At 63.3% G+C, this 14928-nt stretch carries 18 protein-coding genes; 3 read left to right on the top strand and 15 right to left on the bottom strand.

What is annotated here, in order from left to right; all coding sequences use genetic code 11:
- Nucleotides 1–179: 179 nt before the first annotated feature.
- The 8 genes from QMO82_RS29750 to QMO82_RS29715 all read right to left on the bottom strand — a co-directional run bounded on the left by QMO82_RS29750 (nt 180) and on the right by QMO82_RS29715 (nt 7252).
- On the bottom strand, nt 180–635 hold the full coding sequence (locus QMO82_RS29750) for a cytochrome c-type biogenesis protein (RefSeq protein ID WP_183606242.1): 456 nt from the start codon (nt 633–635) through the stop codon (nt 180–182).
- Nucleotides 632–2620: a heme lyase CcmF/NrfE family subunit gene (locus QMO82_RS29745; RefSeq protein WP_183606241.1), complete on the bottom strand. Its 1989-nt coding sequence runs from the start codon at nt 2618–2620 to the stop codon at nt 632–634. The genes QMO82_RS29750 and QMO82_RS29745 overlap by 4 nt, the downstream gene beginning before the upstream one ends.
- Nucleotides 2617–3099 carry a cytochrome c maturation protein CcmE gene (gene ccmE, locus QMO82_RS29740; RefSeq protein WP_183606240.1) on the bottom strand — a complete coding sequence of 161 codons (483 nt, stop codon included), beginning with the start codon at nt 3097–3099 and terminating at the stop codon, nt 2617–2619. Before ccmE ends, QMO82_RS29745 begins: the two co-directional genes overlap by 4 nt.
- The gene (gene ccmI, locus QMO82_RS29735) at nt 3096–4283 is read right to left on the bottom strand and encodes a c-type cytochrome biogenesis protein CcmI (protein WP_283196558.1); all 1188 of its coding nucleotides are present in this window, start codon (nt 4281–4283) and stop codon (nt 3096–3098) included. Before ccmI ends, ccmE begins: the two co-directional genes overlap by 4 nt.
- Nucleotides 4284–4342: 59 nt before the next feature.
- Nucleotides 4343–4768 carry a hypothetical protein gene (locus QMO82_RS29730; protein ID WP_183606238.1) on the bottom strand — a complete coding sequence of 142 codons (426 nt, stop codon included), beginning with the start codon at nt 4766–4768 and terminating at the stop codon, nt 4343–4345.
- Nucleotides 4769–4886: 118 nt separating this feature from the next.
- Nucleotides 4887–6290 (bottom strand): HAMP domain-containing sensor histidine kinase, encoded by a 1404-nt coding sequence (locus tag QMO82_RS29725; RefSeq protein WP_116405261.1) that lies wholly within the window; start codon nt 6288–6290, stop codon nt 4887–4889.
- A complete protein-coding gene (locus tag QMO82_RS29720; protein WP_018241306.1) occupies nt 6280–6951 on the bottom strand; it encodes a response regulator transcription factor in 672 nt (223 codons plus the stop codon). Before QMO82_RS29720 ends, QMO82_RS29725 begins: the two co-directional genes overlap by 11 nt.
- Before the next feature lie 52 nt (nt 6952–7003).
- Complete coding sequence (locus QMO82_RS29715) at nt 7004–7252, bottom strand: hypothetical protein (protein WP_003578124.1); 249 nt, start codon at nt 7250–7252, stop codon at nt 7004–7006.
- 489 nt (nt 7253–7741) lie between these two features.
- Between QMO82_RS29715 and QMO82_RS29710 the strand changes: the two genes are divergently transcribed.
- The gene (locus QMO82_RS29710) at nt 7742–8965 is read left to right on the top strand and encodes an MFS transporter (protein WP_183606237.1); all 1224 of its coding nucleotides are present in this window, start codon (nt 7742–7744) and stop codon (nt 8963–8965) included.
- Between the two features lie 260 nt (nt 8966–9225).
- On the opposite strand, the gene QMO82_RS29705 is transcribed toward QMO82_RS29710, so the two are convergent.
- Together QMO82_RS29705 and QMO82_RS29700 are read right to left on the bottom strand one after the other, a co-directional pair.
- The gene (locus tag QMO82_RS29705) at nt 9226–9531 is read right to left on the bottom strand and encodes a Dabb family protein (protein WP_183606236.1); all 306 of its coding nucleotides are present in this window, start codon (nt 9529–9531) and stop codon (nt 9226–9228) included.
- Nucleotides 9532–9585: 54 nt separating this feature from the next.
- Entirely contained in the window at nt 9586–10287 is a 702-nt protein-coding gene (locus QMO82_RS29700; RefSeq protein ID WP_183606235.1) for a hypothetical protein, read from the bottom strand.
- A 157-nt stretch (nt 10288–10444) separates the two neighbouring features.
- Between QMO82_RS29700 and QMO82_RS29695 the strand changes: the two genes are divergently transcribed.
- Nucleotides 10445–10576, top strand: coding sequence for a hypothetical protein (locus QMO82_RS29695; RefSeq protein WP_272783293.1), 132 nt, complete (start codon nt 10445–10447; stop codon nt 10574–10576).
- Nucleotides 10577–10693: 117 nt separating this feature from the next.
- Here the strand turns inward: QMO82_RS29695 and QMO82_RS29690 are convergent, their stop codons facing one another.
- From QMO82_RS29690 to QMO82_RS29675, 4 genes are all read right to left on the bottom strand, one after another.
- A complete protein-coding gene (locus QMO82_RS29690) occupies nt 10694–11254 on the bottom strand; it encodes a TetR/AcrR family transcriptional regulator (RefSeq protein ID WP_183606234.1) in 561 nt (186 codons plus the stop codon).
- Nucleotides 11255–11267: 13 nt separating this feature from the next.
- Nucleotides 11268–11729, bottom strand: coding sequence for a nuclear transport factor 2 family protein (locus QMO82_RS29685; RefSeq protein ID WP_183606233.1), 462 nt, complete (start codon nt 11727–11729; stop codon nt 11268–11270).
- A 93-nt stretch (nt 11730–11822) separates the two neighbouring features.
- Entirely contained in the window at nt 11823–12755 is a 933-nt protein-coding gene (locus tag QMO82_RS29680; protein WP_183606232.1) for a pyridoxamine 5'-phosphate oxidase family protein, read from the bottom strand.
- Nucleotides 12756–12817: 62 nt separating this feature from the next.
- A complete protein-coding gene (locus QMO82_RS29675; RefSeq protein WP_183606231.1) occupies nt 12818–13429 on the bottom strand; it encodes a glutathione S-transferase family protein in 612 nt (203 codons plus the stop codon).
- A 142-nt stretch (nt 13430–13571) separates the two neighbouring features.
- On the opposite strand from QMO82_RS29675, the gene QMO82_RS29670 reads away from it, so the two are divergent.
- Nucleotides 13572–14498: a LysR substrate-binding domain-containing protein gene (locus tag QMO82_RS29670; RefSeq protein ID WP_183606230.1), complete on the top strand. Its 927-nt coding sequence runs from the start codon at nt 13572–13574 to the stop codon at nt 14496–14498.
- On the opposite strand, the gene QMO82_RS29665 is transcribed toward QMO82_RS29670, so the two are convergent.
- Complete coding sequence (locus QMO82_RS29665; RefSeq protein WP_183606229.1) at nt 14468–14836, bottom strand: DUF983 domain-containing protein; 369 nt, start codon at nt 14834–14836, stop codon at nt 14468–14470. The two genes, QMO82_RS29670 and QMO82_RS29665, sit on opposite strands and share 31 nt — an antisense overlap.
- Between the last annotated feature and the right edge of the window lie 92 nt (nt 14837–14928).

Raw genomic sequence — 14928 nt, 5'->3', positions numbered from 1 at the left:
GATCTTCAGACCGGCGGCGCCGGATCAGTCGATGAACGAAGATATAGGACGCCGCACCTTACTGCGAACTGTCCGGCCAATGAAAAGTTGGTAATGTTTGCAATGTTTGCTTTCAGCCGAACGTGCCGCCGGCTTCTCTGGCGGCCAGAAATGCTCGCCTGTCGGCTCGGCCCGGCCGCTTACTTTTTCAGAAGCTCGCTCAGCTTCGCCTGCTCGTCTGCCGTCAGCTTGCTGCCGGTCGGTTTGCCGGCCCTCCTGCGGGCAAAGAGGAGCAGCGACAGCCCGCCGGCGAGCACCAGCAGCACCGGCGCGCCCCAGAGCAGCACCGTCTTGATGTTGAACCGCGGCTTCAAGAGCACGAACTCACCGTAACGCGAGACGATATAGTTCAGCACCTGATCGTCGCTGTCGCCATCGGTGATGCGCTCGCGCACCAGCAGACGCAGGTCCTTGGCCAGGTCGGCATTGGAATCGTCGATCGACTGGTTCTGGCAGACCATGCAGCGCAGCTCCGCCGAAAGGGCCCGCGCCCGCGCTTCGAGCGCCGGGTCGGCCAACACCTCGTCCGGATTGACGGCGAAGGCGGGGGCCGCCATCAGCAACAGAGCGAAAACAAGGAGGAGGCGCCGCATCATTCCGCCGGCTCCATTGCAGGCGCTGCCGGCTTCGCCTTCCTGCGCGGGGCGCCGACCCGCAGCCGCCGGTCGGAGAGCGAGACGAGGCCGCCGAAGGCCATGAACACCGCTCCGCCCCAGATGCAGAGGATGAACGGCTTCCACCAGATGCGCACGACGATGCCGCCGTCCTTGGTGGCGTCGCCGAGCGAGACGTAGAGCTGGCTGAGGCCGAAGGTCAGAATGCCGGCCTCCGTCGTCGGCATCTGGCGGGCGGTGTAAAGGCGTTTGGCCGACCAGGTATCGGCGACCGTGACACCGGCGCGCCGGATGGTGAAGTGGCCGCGCTCCTCGGTATAGTTCGGGCCGGTCGCCGGCTGCATGCCGTCGAAATGCAGGCTGTAGCCGCCGGCATCCGCCGTTTCGCCGGGCTTCATCTCGATGACATGCTCGGTCTGGAAGGTCGTAACGGCGACGATGCCGAGCACGGTGACGCCGAGGCCGGCATGGGCAAGGGTCGTGCCGAAGGCCGAACGCGGCAGGCCGGTCAGCCGACGCCAGGCGACAGAGCCCGCCACCTTGCCGATGCCGGCGCGATACCAGAGATCGGCGACGGCGCCGAGGATGAGGAACAGCCCGGCCGCCAACCCGAGCACTGCAAGCACCGGCCCGCCATGTTCGATGTAGAAGAAGGCAACGGCGGCAAGGAAGGCCAGGCCTGCCACGACATAGAGCCGCTGCAGGGCGCCGAGCAGATCGCCGCGCTTCCAGGCCAGCAGCGGTCCGAAGGGCACGATGACGATCAGCGGCGCCATCAGCAGGCCGAAGGTCAGGTTGAAGAAGGGCGGCCCGACGGAAATCTTGTCGCCGGTCAGCGTTTCCAGCAGCAGCGGATAAAGCGTACCGGTCAGCACCGTGCCGCAGGCAACCGTCAGGATCAGATTGTTGACGACGAGCGCGCCCTCGCGCGAAATCGGCGCAAACAGCCCGCCGGCCGATAGCCGCGGCGCGCGGAAGGCAAACAGCGACAGCGCGCCGCCGATGAAGATCAGCAGGATGCAGAGAATGAAGACGCCGCGGGTGGGGTCGCTGGCAAAGGCATGCACCGAGGTCAGCACGCCGGAGCGCACCAGGAAGGTGCCCATCAGCGACAGCGAGAAGGTGAGGATGGCAAGCAGCACCGTCCAGATCTTCAGCGCCTCGCGCTTTTCCATGACGAGCGCCGAATGCAGCAGCGCCGTGCCCGCGAGCCAGGGCATGAAGGAGGCGTTTTCCACCGGGTCCCAGAACCACCAGCCGCCCCAGCCGAGTTCGTAATAGGCCCAGTAGGAGCCCATGGCGATACCAAGCGTCAGGAAGGTCCAGGCAGCCAGCGTCCAGGGCCGCACCCAACGCGCCCAGGCGGCATCGATCCGCCCTTCCAGCAGGGCCGCGACCGCAAAGGAGAAACACACGGAGAAGCCGACATAGCCGAGATAGAGCAGCGGCGGGTGGATCGCGAGGCCGATATCCTGCAGCACCGGATTGAGATCGCGGCCCTCGGCCGGGGCCGGATCGAGCCGCAGGAAGGGATTGGAGGTCAAAAGAATGAACAGCGTAAAGGCGACCGAGATCCAGGCCTGCACGGCCAATACATTGGCCTTCAGCGTCTCCGGCAGATTGCGGCCGAAGACGGCGACCAGCGCGCTGAACAGCGTCAGGATCAACAGCCAGAGCATCATCGATCCCTCGTGATTGCCCCAGACGCCGGAATATTTATAGATCAGCGGCACCAGCGAATGCGAATTCTCCCAGACGTTCTCGACCGAGAAATCCGAGACGACATGGGCATAGGTCAGCACGCCGAAGGAGAAGGCGACCAGCAAAAACATCGCCAGCGAGCCGATCGTCGCTACATCCATCATCGCCCGGTCGTGGCGACGGGCGCCGATCACCGGCACGATGGAGAGGATGAGCGCCGTTGCAAGCGCCAGCACCAGCGCGTAATGGCCGATCTCGATGATCATGGCGTCGCCTTCGCTTCCTTCCCCGAACCTTCCTGGCCCTGGCCTTCTTTCCACAGCCCCTGAGCTTTCAGCCTGTCGGCCACGTCCTTCGGCATATAGGTCTCGTCATGCTTGGCAAGCACGGTGTCGGCAACGAAAACATTCGTGCCTGGGGTGAACATGCCTTCGGTGACGACGCCCTGGCCTTCGCGGAAAAGATCGGGGAGGATGCCGGTATATCTTACCTTCACGGCATTGGCGCTGCCGTCGGTGACGGCAAATTCCACCGTCGAGCCGGTGCCGCGCACGACGCTGCCTTCGCCGACCAGGCCGCCGAGCCGGATACGGGTTTCCGGCGCCACCGGCGTCTTTGCCAGATCGGCCGGCATGTAGAAATAGGCGACCGACTGGCTGAAGGCGAACATCACAAGCAGCACGGCGGCGGCAATGAAGCCCATGCCGCCCGCGATCACCGCCAGGCGCTTCTGCTTGCGCGTCATTGTGACGATCCTTCCCTGGCTAGGCCGAGCTCGTTGGCAAGCGCCAGCAATTGCCTGCCCTGTTCGCTCTCGGCCGGAAAAGCAGCCAGCCCGCGCTTCAAGGCGCCGGCGGCGCCATCCTTATCGTTCAATACGGCGTAAGAGCGGACGAGCCGCATCCAGCCTTCGAAATTGTTCGGATCCGCGCTGAGCTTGGCGTCGAGGCTCTCGACCATGCCGCGGATCATCTGCTGCCGGTCGCCGGCATTCATCGTCTCGGCTGCCGCCACATCTTGCTGGGTGGGATTGCCGGGGGCAGCCGGCCCGGCGCCCGGGGCAGCCGAACCGGCGCCTGCCGGCGCGCCGCCGTTCATGGCGATATGTTCATTGACCAGCGGCAGCCAGGGCGCATCGGGTGGTGATTGTTTGGCCAGCGCTTCGAAGGCCTGGCGCGCCTCGTCGGGCCGTCCCGCCTGCTCGCTGCTGAGGGCGATGTAGAAACGGGCGCGCGGATTGTCGGGTTCCAGCGTCAGCGACTGTTCCAGCACCTGGCGCGCCTCCTCCGTCACCACGCCGTCGGAGACCGCCATCAGCGTCTCGGCCAGGCCGTCGAGCCGGACTGCGCTCGGGCCGAGCAGCCGGATGGCATTGCGGTAGGCCACCTGCGCGTCGTTGACTCGCATCGTCCTGAAATAGATCGGCGCCAGCACGTCCCAGCCCTTGCCGTCCTCGGGATTCTCGGCCAGGTGCCGCTCCGCCTTGGTGATCAGCACCGCCACATCGTTGCCGGGATTTTCTAGCCGCGCTTGCAGTGGCTGCGACGGTAGGTCCGGCCTGCCCGTCGTCAAGTAAAGACAGAGCCCGAGAACCGGCAGGACCAGGAGCACAAAGGCCTCGGTGAAACGGTGATGTCGTGCGGGTTTCGGCGTCTCAGTCGGCTCATCCCCGGAGACGGCGATCAACCGACGGCCGATTTCCGCCCGGGCGTAATCAGCTTCCTCCAGCGTGATCAGCCCGCCGTTGAGATCGCGGTCGAGTTCGCGCAACTGGTCGCGATAGACCGCCGCCTCGCCCGCACGGATATTTTCCGCCACCTTCGCTCCGCGCAGAAGGGGGTAGAGCAGGATGGCGGCGACGACTGCCGTCAGAACGGCAACGAGAATCCAGAACAGCATGTCGCCCAAATACTTGAAGCGCGCCTTCATTCCAACTGCCAAAGCCGGAATGACGAAGATTTGAGGCTATAAGCCGCAATTGACCGGGCTTAGCCGAGCGGAGACCAGCTGCCGTCCGCGTTGCGGCAGGCCGCGCCGCGCACCACGGTGTCCTTGCCGTCGACCGTCAGCGTGTGGGTATATTGGCGGCAGTTCTGCGAACCGACCTGATAGGGCGCGGCGGCGACCACCTTGCCGGTGACGTCCTTGCCGGTCCACAGCATCGGCTGGCCGACGGCGGCCCCTTCCAGCGCCCGATATTCCGCCTCGAGCGCCCGCTGCTTGTCGCTATCGCTCAAGGTCACGCCGCTGCGGCCGGCAAGGCCGCCCTGCAGCGCGGTAAGGAAGGCGGCCGAAGCCGAGGGCTTGCTCGAAAAAATGCCGCGCGAAGCGGCGCCCTTCGTCGTCACGCAGCCGGACAGCGCGACGGCGACGAGAAGAGCGGAAGCGACCATGCCTTGCGAGCGTAAAATCATTGCGTCGAACCACGATCAGGGGTCAATTTCAGCCGATCGAAGTGCAGCGTCCCCGTGTCAGCATTAAGGCAAAGCATGCTATACATTTGCCAGTATCTTTGTGACATCAAGCAGTTGCTCATGCAACATCCTTTGTGATGCCGGGCAGGATAAGCTTCGCCTTGAGCCCGCCCCATTCTCCGCGGGAAAGCTCAAGCCGTCCCTGGTACTCACTGGAAATCTCGGTGACAATAGAAAGGCCGAGCCCGGTGCCGGGCTTGCTTTCGTCGAGTCTGCGGCCGCGCTTCAGCGCCTCGCGGATCTGATCGGGCTCCAGGCCCGGCCCGTCATCCTCGACGGCAAGCTCCACCCAGTGGCGGCGCGCGCTCGCCTCCGCTCCCTTGACGTCGTCGCCGGCCTCGACGGCCGAAAGCCGTACCTTGCTTTTGGCAAAACGCGCGGCATTCTCCAGGAGATTGCCGACGGTCTCCTCGAGATCCTGCTGCTCCATGGCGACGGCCAGATGCGGCGGCGAGACGACGAGATCGAATTCGGTATCGACGTTCAACCGGCGCATGACACGCACCAGCCGCTCGAGGGCCGGCTCGGCATCGGTGCGGGCGAGCACGGATTCGCGCTGCGCGGCGATGCGGGCCCGGTTGAGGTAGGACTGCACCTGCCCCTGCATCGATTCCGCCTGGCTGCGCACCAGCTCGCCATGGGATTTTTCCAGCACCCGCGCTTCATTGAGGAGCACGGCGATCGGCGTCTTCAGCGAATGGGCGAGATTGCCGACCTGCATGCGAGCCCGCTCGACGATGCGGCGGTTGCTATCGATCAGCGCGTTGACCTCGTTGGCGAGCGGCAGAATTTCGCGCGGGAAATCGCCTTTCAGCTGCTCGCTCTCGCCGGCGCGGATGCGCTCCAATGCGGCGCGGGCCTTGTCGAGCGGCTTCAGGCCATAGAGAATCGCCAGCGCATTGACGATCAGGCTGCCGACGCCGAAACCGGCGAGCGCCAGATAGAGGCTATGGGAAAAGGTGCGGACATCGTCCTCGACGACATCGACATTGCCGGTGACCCGGACGCGGGCCGCACGCCCGTCGGTATCCAGCACCACTTCGGTCTCGGCCACCTGCACGCGGTTGCCGGAGGCATCCGTCACTTGATAGTAGCGCTCGTAATTCTTGTCGAAGGGCGCCTCGACCACAGAGGGAACCGGAATGAGCGCCGAGCCGAGCGAGGGCGACACCAGCGGTGCCGTCGTATAGGTGCCGAGCGGCTCCACCACCCAATACCAGCCGGTCTTCGGCTGGGCAAAACGCAGGTCGCCGAGCTGCGGGCTGCCGCTGAGCGCGCCCTGATCGCCTATCGTCACCGAATTGATGACGTTATAAAGCTGCGCCCGCAACAGATCCTGGAAGCCGCGTTCGGCGCTCTTGCGGTAGAGGGTGGAGATCAACAGGCCGATCACGACAAGCGCCACCGTCGACCAGACCGTGGTCAGCAACAAAACGCGTGCGGTGAGCGACTTAATTCGCATGTTTCGGCGCTTGAATGCGGTAGCCGAGACCGCGCACCGTTTCGATCAGGTCGACGCCCATTTTCTTGCGCAAACGACCGACAAAGACTTCGATCGTGTTGGAATCGCGGTCGAAATCCTGGTCGTACATATGCTCGACCAGTTCGGTACGCGAGACGACCTCACCCATGTGATGCATGAGATAGGCAAGCAGGCGATATTCGTGCGAGGTCAGCTTCAGCGTCGTGCCGTTGACCGTCGCCTTTGAGGATTTGGTATCGAGCCGCACCGGCCCGCAGATGATCTCGGATGAGGAATGCCCGGCCGCACGCCGGATCAGCGCCCGGATGCGCGCCAGCACTTCCTCGACATGGAAGGGCTTGGTGACATAGTCGTCGGCGCCGGCGTCGATGCCGGCGACCTTGTCGCTCCAGCGGTCGCGCGCCGTCAGGATCAGCACCGGCACACCGCGGCCGGCGCCGCGCCATTTTTCGAGCACCGTGACCCCGTCCATCTCCGGCAGGCCGATATCCAGAATGATGGCGTCATAGGGTTCGGTATCGCCGAGGAAGTGACCTTCCTCGCCGTCGAACGCCTGGTCGACGACATAACCCGCCTCCTTCAGCGTGTCGGCCAGCTGCCGGTTCAGATTGACGTCGTCTTCGACTACCAGAATGCGCATCGGTCCGCCTTCGTCCGCTTCTAATCGATCATGTCCTGTAGACCGATTCCGCTTACATCGGAACCTTTACCGTCACTTTGCGTGGACGCTGGCCGTTGCCCGACACCAGAACAGTGATGATGCAGGTATCGCCCACCGGTTGTACGGACAGGAGCTGGCCGCCCGTCTGCTCGACCACCTGGGCTGCGGCGGCGCTGCAATCGGCTGCCACGCGCAGGACGAGGGTGCCCGCGCCGTCCGGTGAGGGCGCCGATACCACCAGTCCGGCGGCCAGTGCTGCGACGCTCAGAGGAAAGGCCATGTTCTGTGCTTTCAAGGTAATGCCAACTTGGCCCGAATATGTACTCACGCGACCTGAATGGCAAATGAATGCGCTGTAATGCAGGGCGTTTAGAACCATTCTCGACTGCTTGCGGCAGCCGGTGCCGGCTGCTGAAAACCGCCCCCTCGGCAGGCTGCGGCGGCCTTCGCCGGCCCCAAACGATGCGCTGCGCCCTTGGTATCCACGCACTTCGCTGCCGCCGTTCGCGAATCGGCCGCACGGTTCCGATTCCTGTAGTCCGCAGCCGCGATAGATCGGCAGATGTCGGCACGTATCAGCCCGCTTCAGCACGCAGGGGGTCGTCCTGAAATTGTACCGACGCTTCGTGTCATTCATGTCATCGTTGCACCTTTTCGCCCAATCAGCAAAAGCGCGGCGCCGCGCGCCTGAATGCTGATCGCTGCTTTCGCCGGCAAATTGAAACTGGTATGTCCTTGCCACTCCCCATTTCAGGCCATTTCAGCACCAATGCCAAAATCCTCCCGCTTCCGCTCGGCGCAGACGGTCACCGTGCTTGCCGTTACCCAGCTGATCGGCTGGGGCACGACATTCGACATGCTCGGTGTCCTGGGCCGCGTCGTGGCGCCCGCTCTCGGTCTGCCGAATGAGGTGGTGTTTGCCGGCCTGACGATCATGATGATGGTCAGCGCCATCGTTGGTCCCGCGACCGGCCGCTGGCTGGGCCGCTACGGGGCCGCCCGGGTGCTTTCGGCCGCCTCGCTGACCTTTGCGCTTGGCCTGCTTCTGCTTGCCGCCGCAGACGGCGTCATGCTCTATGCCAGCGCCTGGGTCGTCATCGGCATCGGCGGCGCATTAGGCCTTTCGGCACCGGCCTATGCCGCCGTCGTCGAGCGCGAAGGGGAAAACGGCAAACGCGTCATCGCCATTCTCATGCTGTTCACCGGGCTATCGAGCGCCATCTTCTGGCCGATCCTCAGCCTGCTCAACGAGGCGCTCGGCTGGCGGCTGACCTTTCTTGTCTGCGCGGCGCTGCAATTCTTCGTCTGCCTGCCGCTGCATCTTTTCGCCCTGCCAAAACCTGTTGTAACGCATGCAGAAGGCGGCGCGGCCGAAATCGCCCCGGTGCCGCTCACCAAGGCGGCGCGGCGCAAAGCCTTCCTGCTGATTGCCGCGGCGACGACGATTACGACCTTCATCACCTTCGGCATCTCGCCATCGCTGCTCGAAATCTTCCGCCAGTCCGGCGCTTCGCCAGCCTTTGCGCTGCAGCTCGGCTCGGCACGCGGCGTGCTCGGCATCTCGGCGCGCTTCCTCGACATGCTGCTCGGCCGGCGCGGCAACCCTCTGCTCAGCGCGGCCATGGGCATCGGGCTGATGGCGATGAGTTTCCTGGTGATGCTGGTCGCCAGTCCGTCGGCACCGCTGCTGGTCACCTTCGTCCTGCTCTACGGCTTCGGCACCGGCGTCATGACCGTCGCCCGCGCGCTTCTACCGCTGGCGCTGTTTTCGCCGGGCGAATACGGCCTGCAATCGGCCCGGCTGTCGCTGCCGCAAAACCTCGCCAATGCCATCGCCCCCGTCATCTTCACCGCCATCCTCGACCGCGCCGGCACCGGCCCGGCGCTCGTCACCGGAGCCGCTCTCACAGCCTTGGCGCTGGCCTTCATACTGATGTTGATGGCACTGGTGCGCGGCGCCCACGCATCGCAGCCGAGCCCGGTCGTTCCATGAGATCCCGGCCCGCCAACTCAGCCATTCTTGATGTGTCCTGATTATCATTGAGATCAGGATGAGAGTGCCTTTGCGCCCACCTATCGCGACCGCTGTATCAGCAGCCGCTTTTTGGCGAATCTTTTGAATCGCTTGCCGCCGCTTTTTCGAAAGTTGAATCCGGGGACTCGGAAGTTGAGTCCGCTTCGCGACGATGCGAATCCGGATAATTGTCCATCCATTTGAAATTTCAACGGAATGTGGCTCGGCAGGCGCGGAATTCAGAGCGGCTGCGTCAGTGCCGCACGGCTGTCGTAATCAGCGGCGATGCGCTTTTCTCGGAGCGGCCGCACGCGCTCGATCGACAGCTGATAATCGGGATGGGCCTTATAGGCGGCCAGAGCCGCCTCGTCGTCGAATTCGCCGTAGACCACAAGATCGATCTCGGTGCCGAGCTGATCGGTCTTCACATTGGTGCCGATTTCCAGCAGCCGCGCATGCGGAATGCCGGTCAGGATGGAAAGCCCTGATCTCACCTCCTGCAGATGCTCCTCCGGCACGGTGAAGAAGACGATATGGCGGATCACGCGGAAGCTCCTGTCATATGTGTCAAAATGGTGGAGCGACCTTTGCGCATCCTATCAGACGCGCCGCGCTCCAAGTCTCAGCCGGGCGATAACACGCGCGCCCCAGGCCTTCAACCGCGCCAGCATGCCGGGCGCAGCATCGGGACGTATCGCCGCATCGAAGGCCATGGCATAGCTTGCCAGTTTTTCCGCCCGGTCGGTGCCGTTGACGATACGGCGCGCATTCACCCAGTCCGCAGTCGTCGCGTTCAGGTGATCGGCAAGCTTGTGGCCGGTAAAGCTGCCCTGCAGCATGCCTTCGATCAGGATCGTCACCGCCACCTCCATCTCCATCGCCCGGTCGGGATCGGCCACGAGGTCGATACCGGTCAGCGCACTCATCGCCTCGTAGTTCCGCTTATGGGTGAGCTGCACCAGGCCGCGCCCGAGCCAACTGCGGCCATCCTCATCCGGCCGCCAGTAGGGTGTCTTTACCCAGGAGAGCCGGCCGGCGGCAAAGGCCGCCTCCAGGATCTCGACCGCGCGCGCATCGCTTTCCGCCAGCGTCTCCCGCACCGGCTGCATGGTATAGGCGGTCTCGTGGTAAGCGGTGGCGAGGATATAGGCGAGCCACCGCCGGTCGGCATGGGCAAACCGCTCTTCCCAGGCGTCGAGAATCGCCGTGATGCCCACTACCTGAGGATGAGTCAGCTTTCCTTTGAAGAGCCCGTCCCGCACCGCCTCGAAAAAGAATACCCGGTCCATGTGGACAACCATTCCGCGCTTCCCAAAAAAGATCATGGTTAAAACCGTCTTAATCGATTAAAATTGATTTAATCGTTTAAAGTGTTTAAGCCACTGATTTACACGCCTTTTGTCTTGTGCAATTCATCTTTCTGCCCTGAAGCCTTGGCCCCGAAAGAGGAGACTTCCGATGCAGACGCCCGCCAATACGCAAACCACCATTCCCCAGCACGTCGTCGACCAGATGGAAAATGAGTGGCGCCAGATTCGCCCTGAACGGGAAACTCCGCGCCCTGCCCAGCAGCCGCAGCAACATCGCTGATATACGCAAAGCGGTACCGATGTAAGATCGAGCGGCGATCAATGCCCCGGCCAGCCAGTCGTGGCCGGGTGAATTCTTCACCACTGCAATAAAACATCCCGACGGATGACCGTCCCCTCATCGCATCGCCGCCTCCAGCCGCTTCGCCAGCGTTTCCACCGATCGGGTGAAAACCGCTCTATCATCAAGCGCGCGCGACAGCACCAGCGCGCCTTGAATGCCGGCCACACCCTCCTCGGCCAACGCTTGCGCCTCCTGCTGCGGACAGCCTGCCCGCACCAACGCCGAACGCAAGGCGTCGATCCAGCGGATGAAATAGTCGCCGATTGCTGCCGAAAATCGTTCCCGGGTCTCATCGAGCGCGAAGGCGCCGACGAGGCAGATGCGGCGGCCGGAACGAAAATAATCGTTCACATCAGCCCACATCGCCGCGATCGCCTGATGGGCGTCGCCCTTTTCGAGCGGCTGATAGATCGTCTGCTCGAACCAAGCATCGACCTCGGCGAGCACGGCACTCGCCATCTCCTCCTTGCCGCCGGGAAAGAAGTGATAAAGACTGCCCTTCCCGATGCCGGTGCGTTCGGTGATGCGGCTGAGCGATGTGCCCTCATAGCCGAGTTCGCGGAAGATTTCGGCGAGCAGCGGTACAATGTCGGCGCGTTCGTAGACGGTCTTCACCCACAGCCGCCTTTCAGAGGCCGAGCTCGGTTAGGCCGGGATGATCGTCCGGCCGCCGGCCGAGCGGCCAGTGATATTTGCGCTCGGATTCCCGGATCGGCAGGTCGTTGATGCAGGCGAAGCGGCGCTGCATCAGGCCGGTAGCGTCGAATTCCCAGTTCTCGTTGCCATAGGAGCGGAACCAGTTGCCGCTGTCATCGTGCCATTCATAGGCGAAGCGCACCGCGATTCGATCATCGGTGAAGGCCCAGATCTCCTTAATCAGCCGATAGTCCAACTCCTTTGCCCATTTGCGGGTGAGGAAAGCGACAATCTCGGCACGGCCGTTGACGAATTCGGCGCGATTCCGCCAGCGGCTGTCCGGCGTATAGACGAGCGAGACGCGCTCGGGATCGCGGCTGTTCCAGCCGTCCTCGGCAAGGCGGACTTTCCGGGTGGCGGTCTCAAGGGTGAAGGGTGGGACGAGGCTGGACATAGGTTCTCCTAGAAGGTACTCTTCTGTACTGAATGGTTATCATTGTACTGAACGGTACAATTATTGGCAAGTCGGGTCGAAACGGCGTTTCCCTCAGAGGTCGCGAGGCACGCTCCACCGCAACGGCAGAGCATCCGGGCGAAGCACGATCGCTTCCGGCGTGAAACGCCACAACCTTTCCGCCCGCTGAAAGGTGGCGACCTCAGGAGAATCCAGCAGCACCTCGACGCGGCCCGTCATCTGCAGCATGTCGCCGGTTTTAAAATCGACGAAGACCAGCCCTGCCTTCGGATTGACGAGGAAATTGCCGAGCGTGTTGAAGAACCGGTTGCCGGGAAAATCGGGAACGGTCAGCACGCCGTCGGCACTGAGATGCACGAAGCCGGCATAGCCGCCGCGATGGGACACATCGACCTGCCGTTCGCCATTGTCACGGTCGACATAGGAGGCGACGAAGAAGGTATCGGCGTCCTCGATCATCCGCCGCGTGCGATCGTCGAATTGACCGGAATGAAGCGGCGCCATCGCTGTCGGCAGATCGGGATCGCGGACAAAGGCGGAAGAGCGAGGCTGGATATATTGCGGGCAATTGCCAAAACTCTGGCCGACGCGGACGTGGAAAGCTTTAGCCTCCGTCCTGTGGATCACGCCGTTCAGCCGGTTGCGCCGCCGGGTCTCGAGCTGAATGCCGAGCATTGCGATCGCATCGCCATCCTCCATGCCGGCATCGGCAGGATCGGCCGCGTCGCGCGACAGGGTGAGGTCAAGAATCTCCGGCTCCGGCGAGGCTAGGAAACCCGGGTGGCCAGCCCGCACCGTCGCCCAGACGTCGCCCTTGGCATCGACGGCGCCGAGCACGACGAAAGGCAGCATCGGAAAGAAGGCGCGGTGCTGCTCGGGCATGGCCTTGCGGAGGAAATTGCGTCCCGGCCCGTCCATGCGCTCGACGACGCCGACACTGCGCTGCATGGCGAGTTCACCCTCATGCCAGGGTGACGACGCGTCCTGTCTTGTCTGCTCCAGCATCACGGGCCTCCTTGCGGGTATGATTTGGGAAAACCGGGACGGCGATCCCGCCCCGGAGGTTCTTATGCGGCAAGGCCGATCTTGGTCTTACGGAAGCCGACGAAGCCCGGCAGGACCTCGATACGTGCAAGCCAGGCACGGAGGTTTGGATAGGCGGAAGTATCAACATTGCCCTCCGGCGCGTTGGCGATGTAGCTGTAGAGCGCGACGTCGGCGATGGCAGGATTGTCGCCGAGCAGGAAATTGCGGCCGGAGAGCTCCACCTCGATCAGCGCCAGAATGCGGTGCGCCCGGGCGATCACCTCGTCGGTGCGGAAATCCGCACCGAAAACGGTGACCAGGCGTGCGGCACATGGTCCGTAGGCGATCTCGCCTGCCGCAACCGAGAGCCATTTCTGGATCCGCGCCGCAGCCACCGCCTCTTCCGGCAGCCAGTCGGTGCGGCCGTATTTGCGCGCGAGATAGACGAGAATGGCGGCGGAATCGGCAATGACCGTGCCATCGTCGTCCAGCACCGGCACCTGACCAAAGGGATTGAGCTTGAGAAACTCCGGCGCCTTGTGGGCGCCTGCCGCCATGTCGACCTCGACCAGCTCATAGGACACGCCAAGCAGCGACAGGAACAAGTGAGCCCGGTGGGCATGGCCGGAAAGCGGGTGGTGATAGAGTTTCATGATGGTTCCTTTGGTCTTCCGATCGACGGGACGCGGTTGGCGATGGCCGTTTCGAACCATCTGCGACCAATTTATCTCCTTCCATCTGAGCACAGTAGAATGCTAATCTGGAAGGCATGCTCCCAATTCATGGAAGGATAGGATGGACCGCCTCGACGCCATGACCGTGCTTCTTGCCGTTGTCGAACAGGGCAGCCTGTCGGCAGCTTCACGGCATCTGCGATCCCCGCTCGCAACCGTCAGCCGCAAGGTTTCGGACCTGGAAACCCATCTCAACGCCCAACTGCTACAGAGGAGCAACCGGAAGATCACGCTGACCGAGGCCGGTCGCGCCTATGTCGAGGCGGCGCGGGAAATTCTCGACCGGGTGGAAGAGGCGGAGCGGACAGCCGCCGGTGAATACAGCGCGCCGAAGGGCGAACTGACGATGACCGCACCGATCGTCTTCGGGCGGCTGCACGTCCTGCCTGTCGTGGTGGATTTCCTGAAGGCCTATCCCGATATCAATCTGCAGCTGATGCTCGGCGACCGGCTGTCAAACCTCGTCGAAGATCATATCGACGTGGCGCTCCGGATCGGCAACCTGCCGGACAGCAACCTGATCGCCACAAGGCTCGGTGCGATCCGCCGCACGGTCTATGCCAGCCCGGATTATCTCTTGCGGCACGCCACATTCCGACATCCGGGCGATCTCGCCGTCCATGACTGCATCACCTTCGACAGCATGGCCTCGACGCCGACCTGGACATTCCCCCAGGGAAAACGCGATCTCACCGTGCCGATCCGCTCACGGCTTGCCGTCAACACCGCCGAGGCAGCGGTCGATGCGGCCGTCGCCGGCCTCGGGATCACCCGCGTGCTCTCCTACCAGGCCGCACGCGCCGAGATGGCCGGCCTGCTGGTGCCGCTGCTCCAAGATTTCGAACCGCCGCCGGCACCGGTGCATCTCGTCTACCACACACACGGACTGGTGCCGCTGAAACTGCGGGCACTGCTCGATTTCGCAACGCCGCGCCTGCGCGCGACACTCAGCAAGCCTCAGGCGAGCCTGCCCTCTTCCGCCTTGTAGAAATACTGGCTGGCGACCAGCCAGCCCTTCAGCGGCCGCAGTGGCGGAATGCAGGTGGCGAGCATGAAGGGGCCGGTGACCAGAAGCTGTACCCAGATCGGTGCCGAAAAGGCCACCTCCAGCCAGACACCAAGCAGCACGCTCGGGATGCAGGCAAAGCAGATGACGAAGAAGGCCGGGCCGTCAGCCGGATCGGCGAAGGAATAATCGAGGCCGCAGGCCTCGCATTGCGGCTGTAGCGTCAGGAAGCCCTTGAACATATGACCCTGGCCGCAACGCGGGCAGCGCCCCCTGATGCCGGTCTGTATCGGAGGAAGTGGCGGATATTCGGTGTCCATGATGACCTCGTTCTATCTGGCGCGGAATCTTTATGCTGTCAATCCGCGCAATGTATGCATTCAATATGGTTACATCCCACATACATTACCAG

It is taken from the genome of Rhizobium sp. BT04 (assembly GCF_030053135.1).
Classification (GTDB): Bacteria; Pseudomonadota; Alphaproteobacteria; order Rhizobiales; family Rhizobiaceae; genus Rhizobium; species Rhizobium binxianense.
The sequence above is the reverse complement of the archived record's forward strand: the minus strand, read 5'-3'. Positions and strand labels throughout refer to the sequence as shown.

Bases quoted from the DNA above. Each gene is read 5' to 3' on its own strand.
- QMO82_RS29750 (WP_183606242.1), bottom strand. From the start codon at position 635: ATGATGCGGCGCCTCCTCCTTGTTTTCGCTCTGTTGCTGATGGCGGCC.
- QMO82_RS29745 (WP_183606241.1), bottom strand. From the start codon at position 2,620: ATGATCATCGAGATCGGCCATTACGCGCTGGTGCTGGCGCTTGCAACG.
- ccmE (WP_183606240.1), bottom strand. From the start codon at position 3,099: ATGACGCGCAAGCAGAAGCGCCTGGCGGTGATCGCGGGCGGCATGGGC.
- ccmI (WP_283196558.1), bottom strand. From the start codon at position 4,283: ATGAAGGCGCGCTTCAAGTATTTGGGCGACATGCTGTTCTGGATTCTC.
- QMO82_RS29730 (WP_183606238.1), bottom strand. From the start codon at position 4,768: ATGATTTTACGCTCGCAAGGCATGGTCGCTTCCGCTCTTCTCGTCGCC.
- QMO82_RS29725 (WP_116405261.1), bottom strand. From the start codon at position 6,290: ATGCGAATTAAGTCGCTCACCGCACGCGTTTTGTTGCTGACCACGGTC.
- QMO82_RS29720 (WP_018241306.1), bottom strand. From the start codon at position 6,951: ATGCGCATTCTGGTAGTCGAAGACGACGTCAATCTGAACCGGCAGCTG.
- QMO82_RS29715 (WP_003578124.1), bottom strand. From the start codon at position 7,252: ATGGCCTTTCCTCTGAGCGTCGCAGCACTGGCCGCCGGACTGGTGGTA.
- QMO82_RS29710 (WP_183606237.1), top strand. From the start codon at position 7,742: ATGCCAAAATCCTCCCGCTTCCGCTCGGCGCAGACGGTCACCGTGCTT.
- QMO82_RS29700 (WP_183606235.1), bottom strand. From the start codon at position 10,287: ATGGTTGTCCACATGGACCGGGTATTCTTTTTCGAGGCGGTGCGGGAC.
- QMO82_RS29695 (WP_272783293.1), top strand. From the start codon at position 10,445: ATGCAGACGCCCGCCAATACGCAAACCACCATTCCCCAGCACGTCGTC.
- QMO82_RS29685 (WP_183606233.1), bottom strand. From the start codon at position 11,729: ATGTCCAGCCTCGTCCCACCCTTCACCCTTGAGACCGCCACCCGGAAA.
- QMO82_RS29680 (WP_183606232.1), bottom strand. From the start codon at position 12,755: ATGCTGGAGCAGACAAGACAGGACGCGTCGTCACCCTGGCATGAGGGT.
- QMO82_RS29675 (WP_183606231.1), bottom strand. From the start codon at position 13,429: ATGAAACTCTATCACCACCCGCTTTCCGGCCATGCCCACCGGGCTCAC.
- QMO82_RS29670 (WP_183606230.1), top strand. From the start codon at position 13,572: ATGGACCGCCTCGACGCCATGACCGTGCTTCTTGCCGTTGTCGAACAG.
- QMO82_RS29665 (WP_183606229.1), bottom strand. From the start codon at position 14,836: ATGGACACCGAATATCCGCCACTTCCTCCGATACAGACCGGCATCAGG.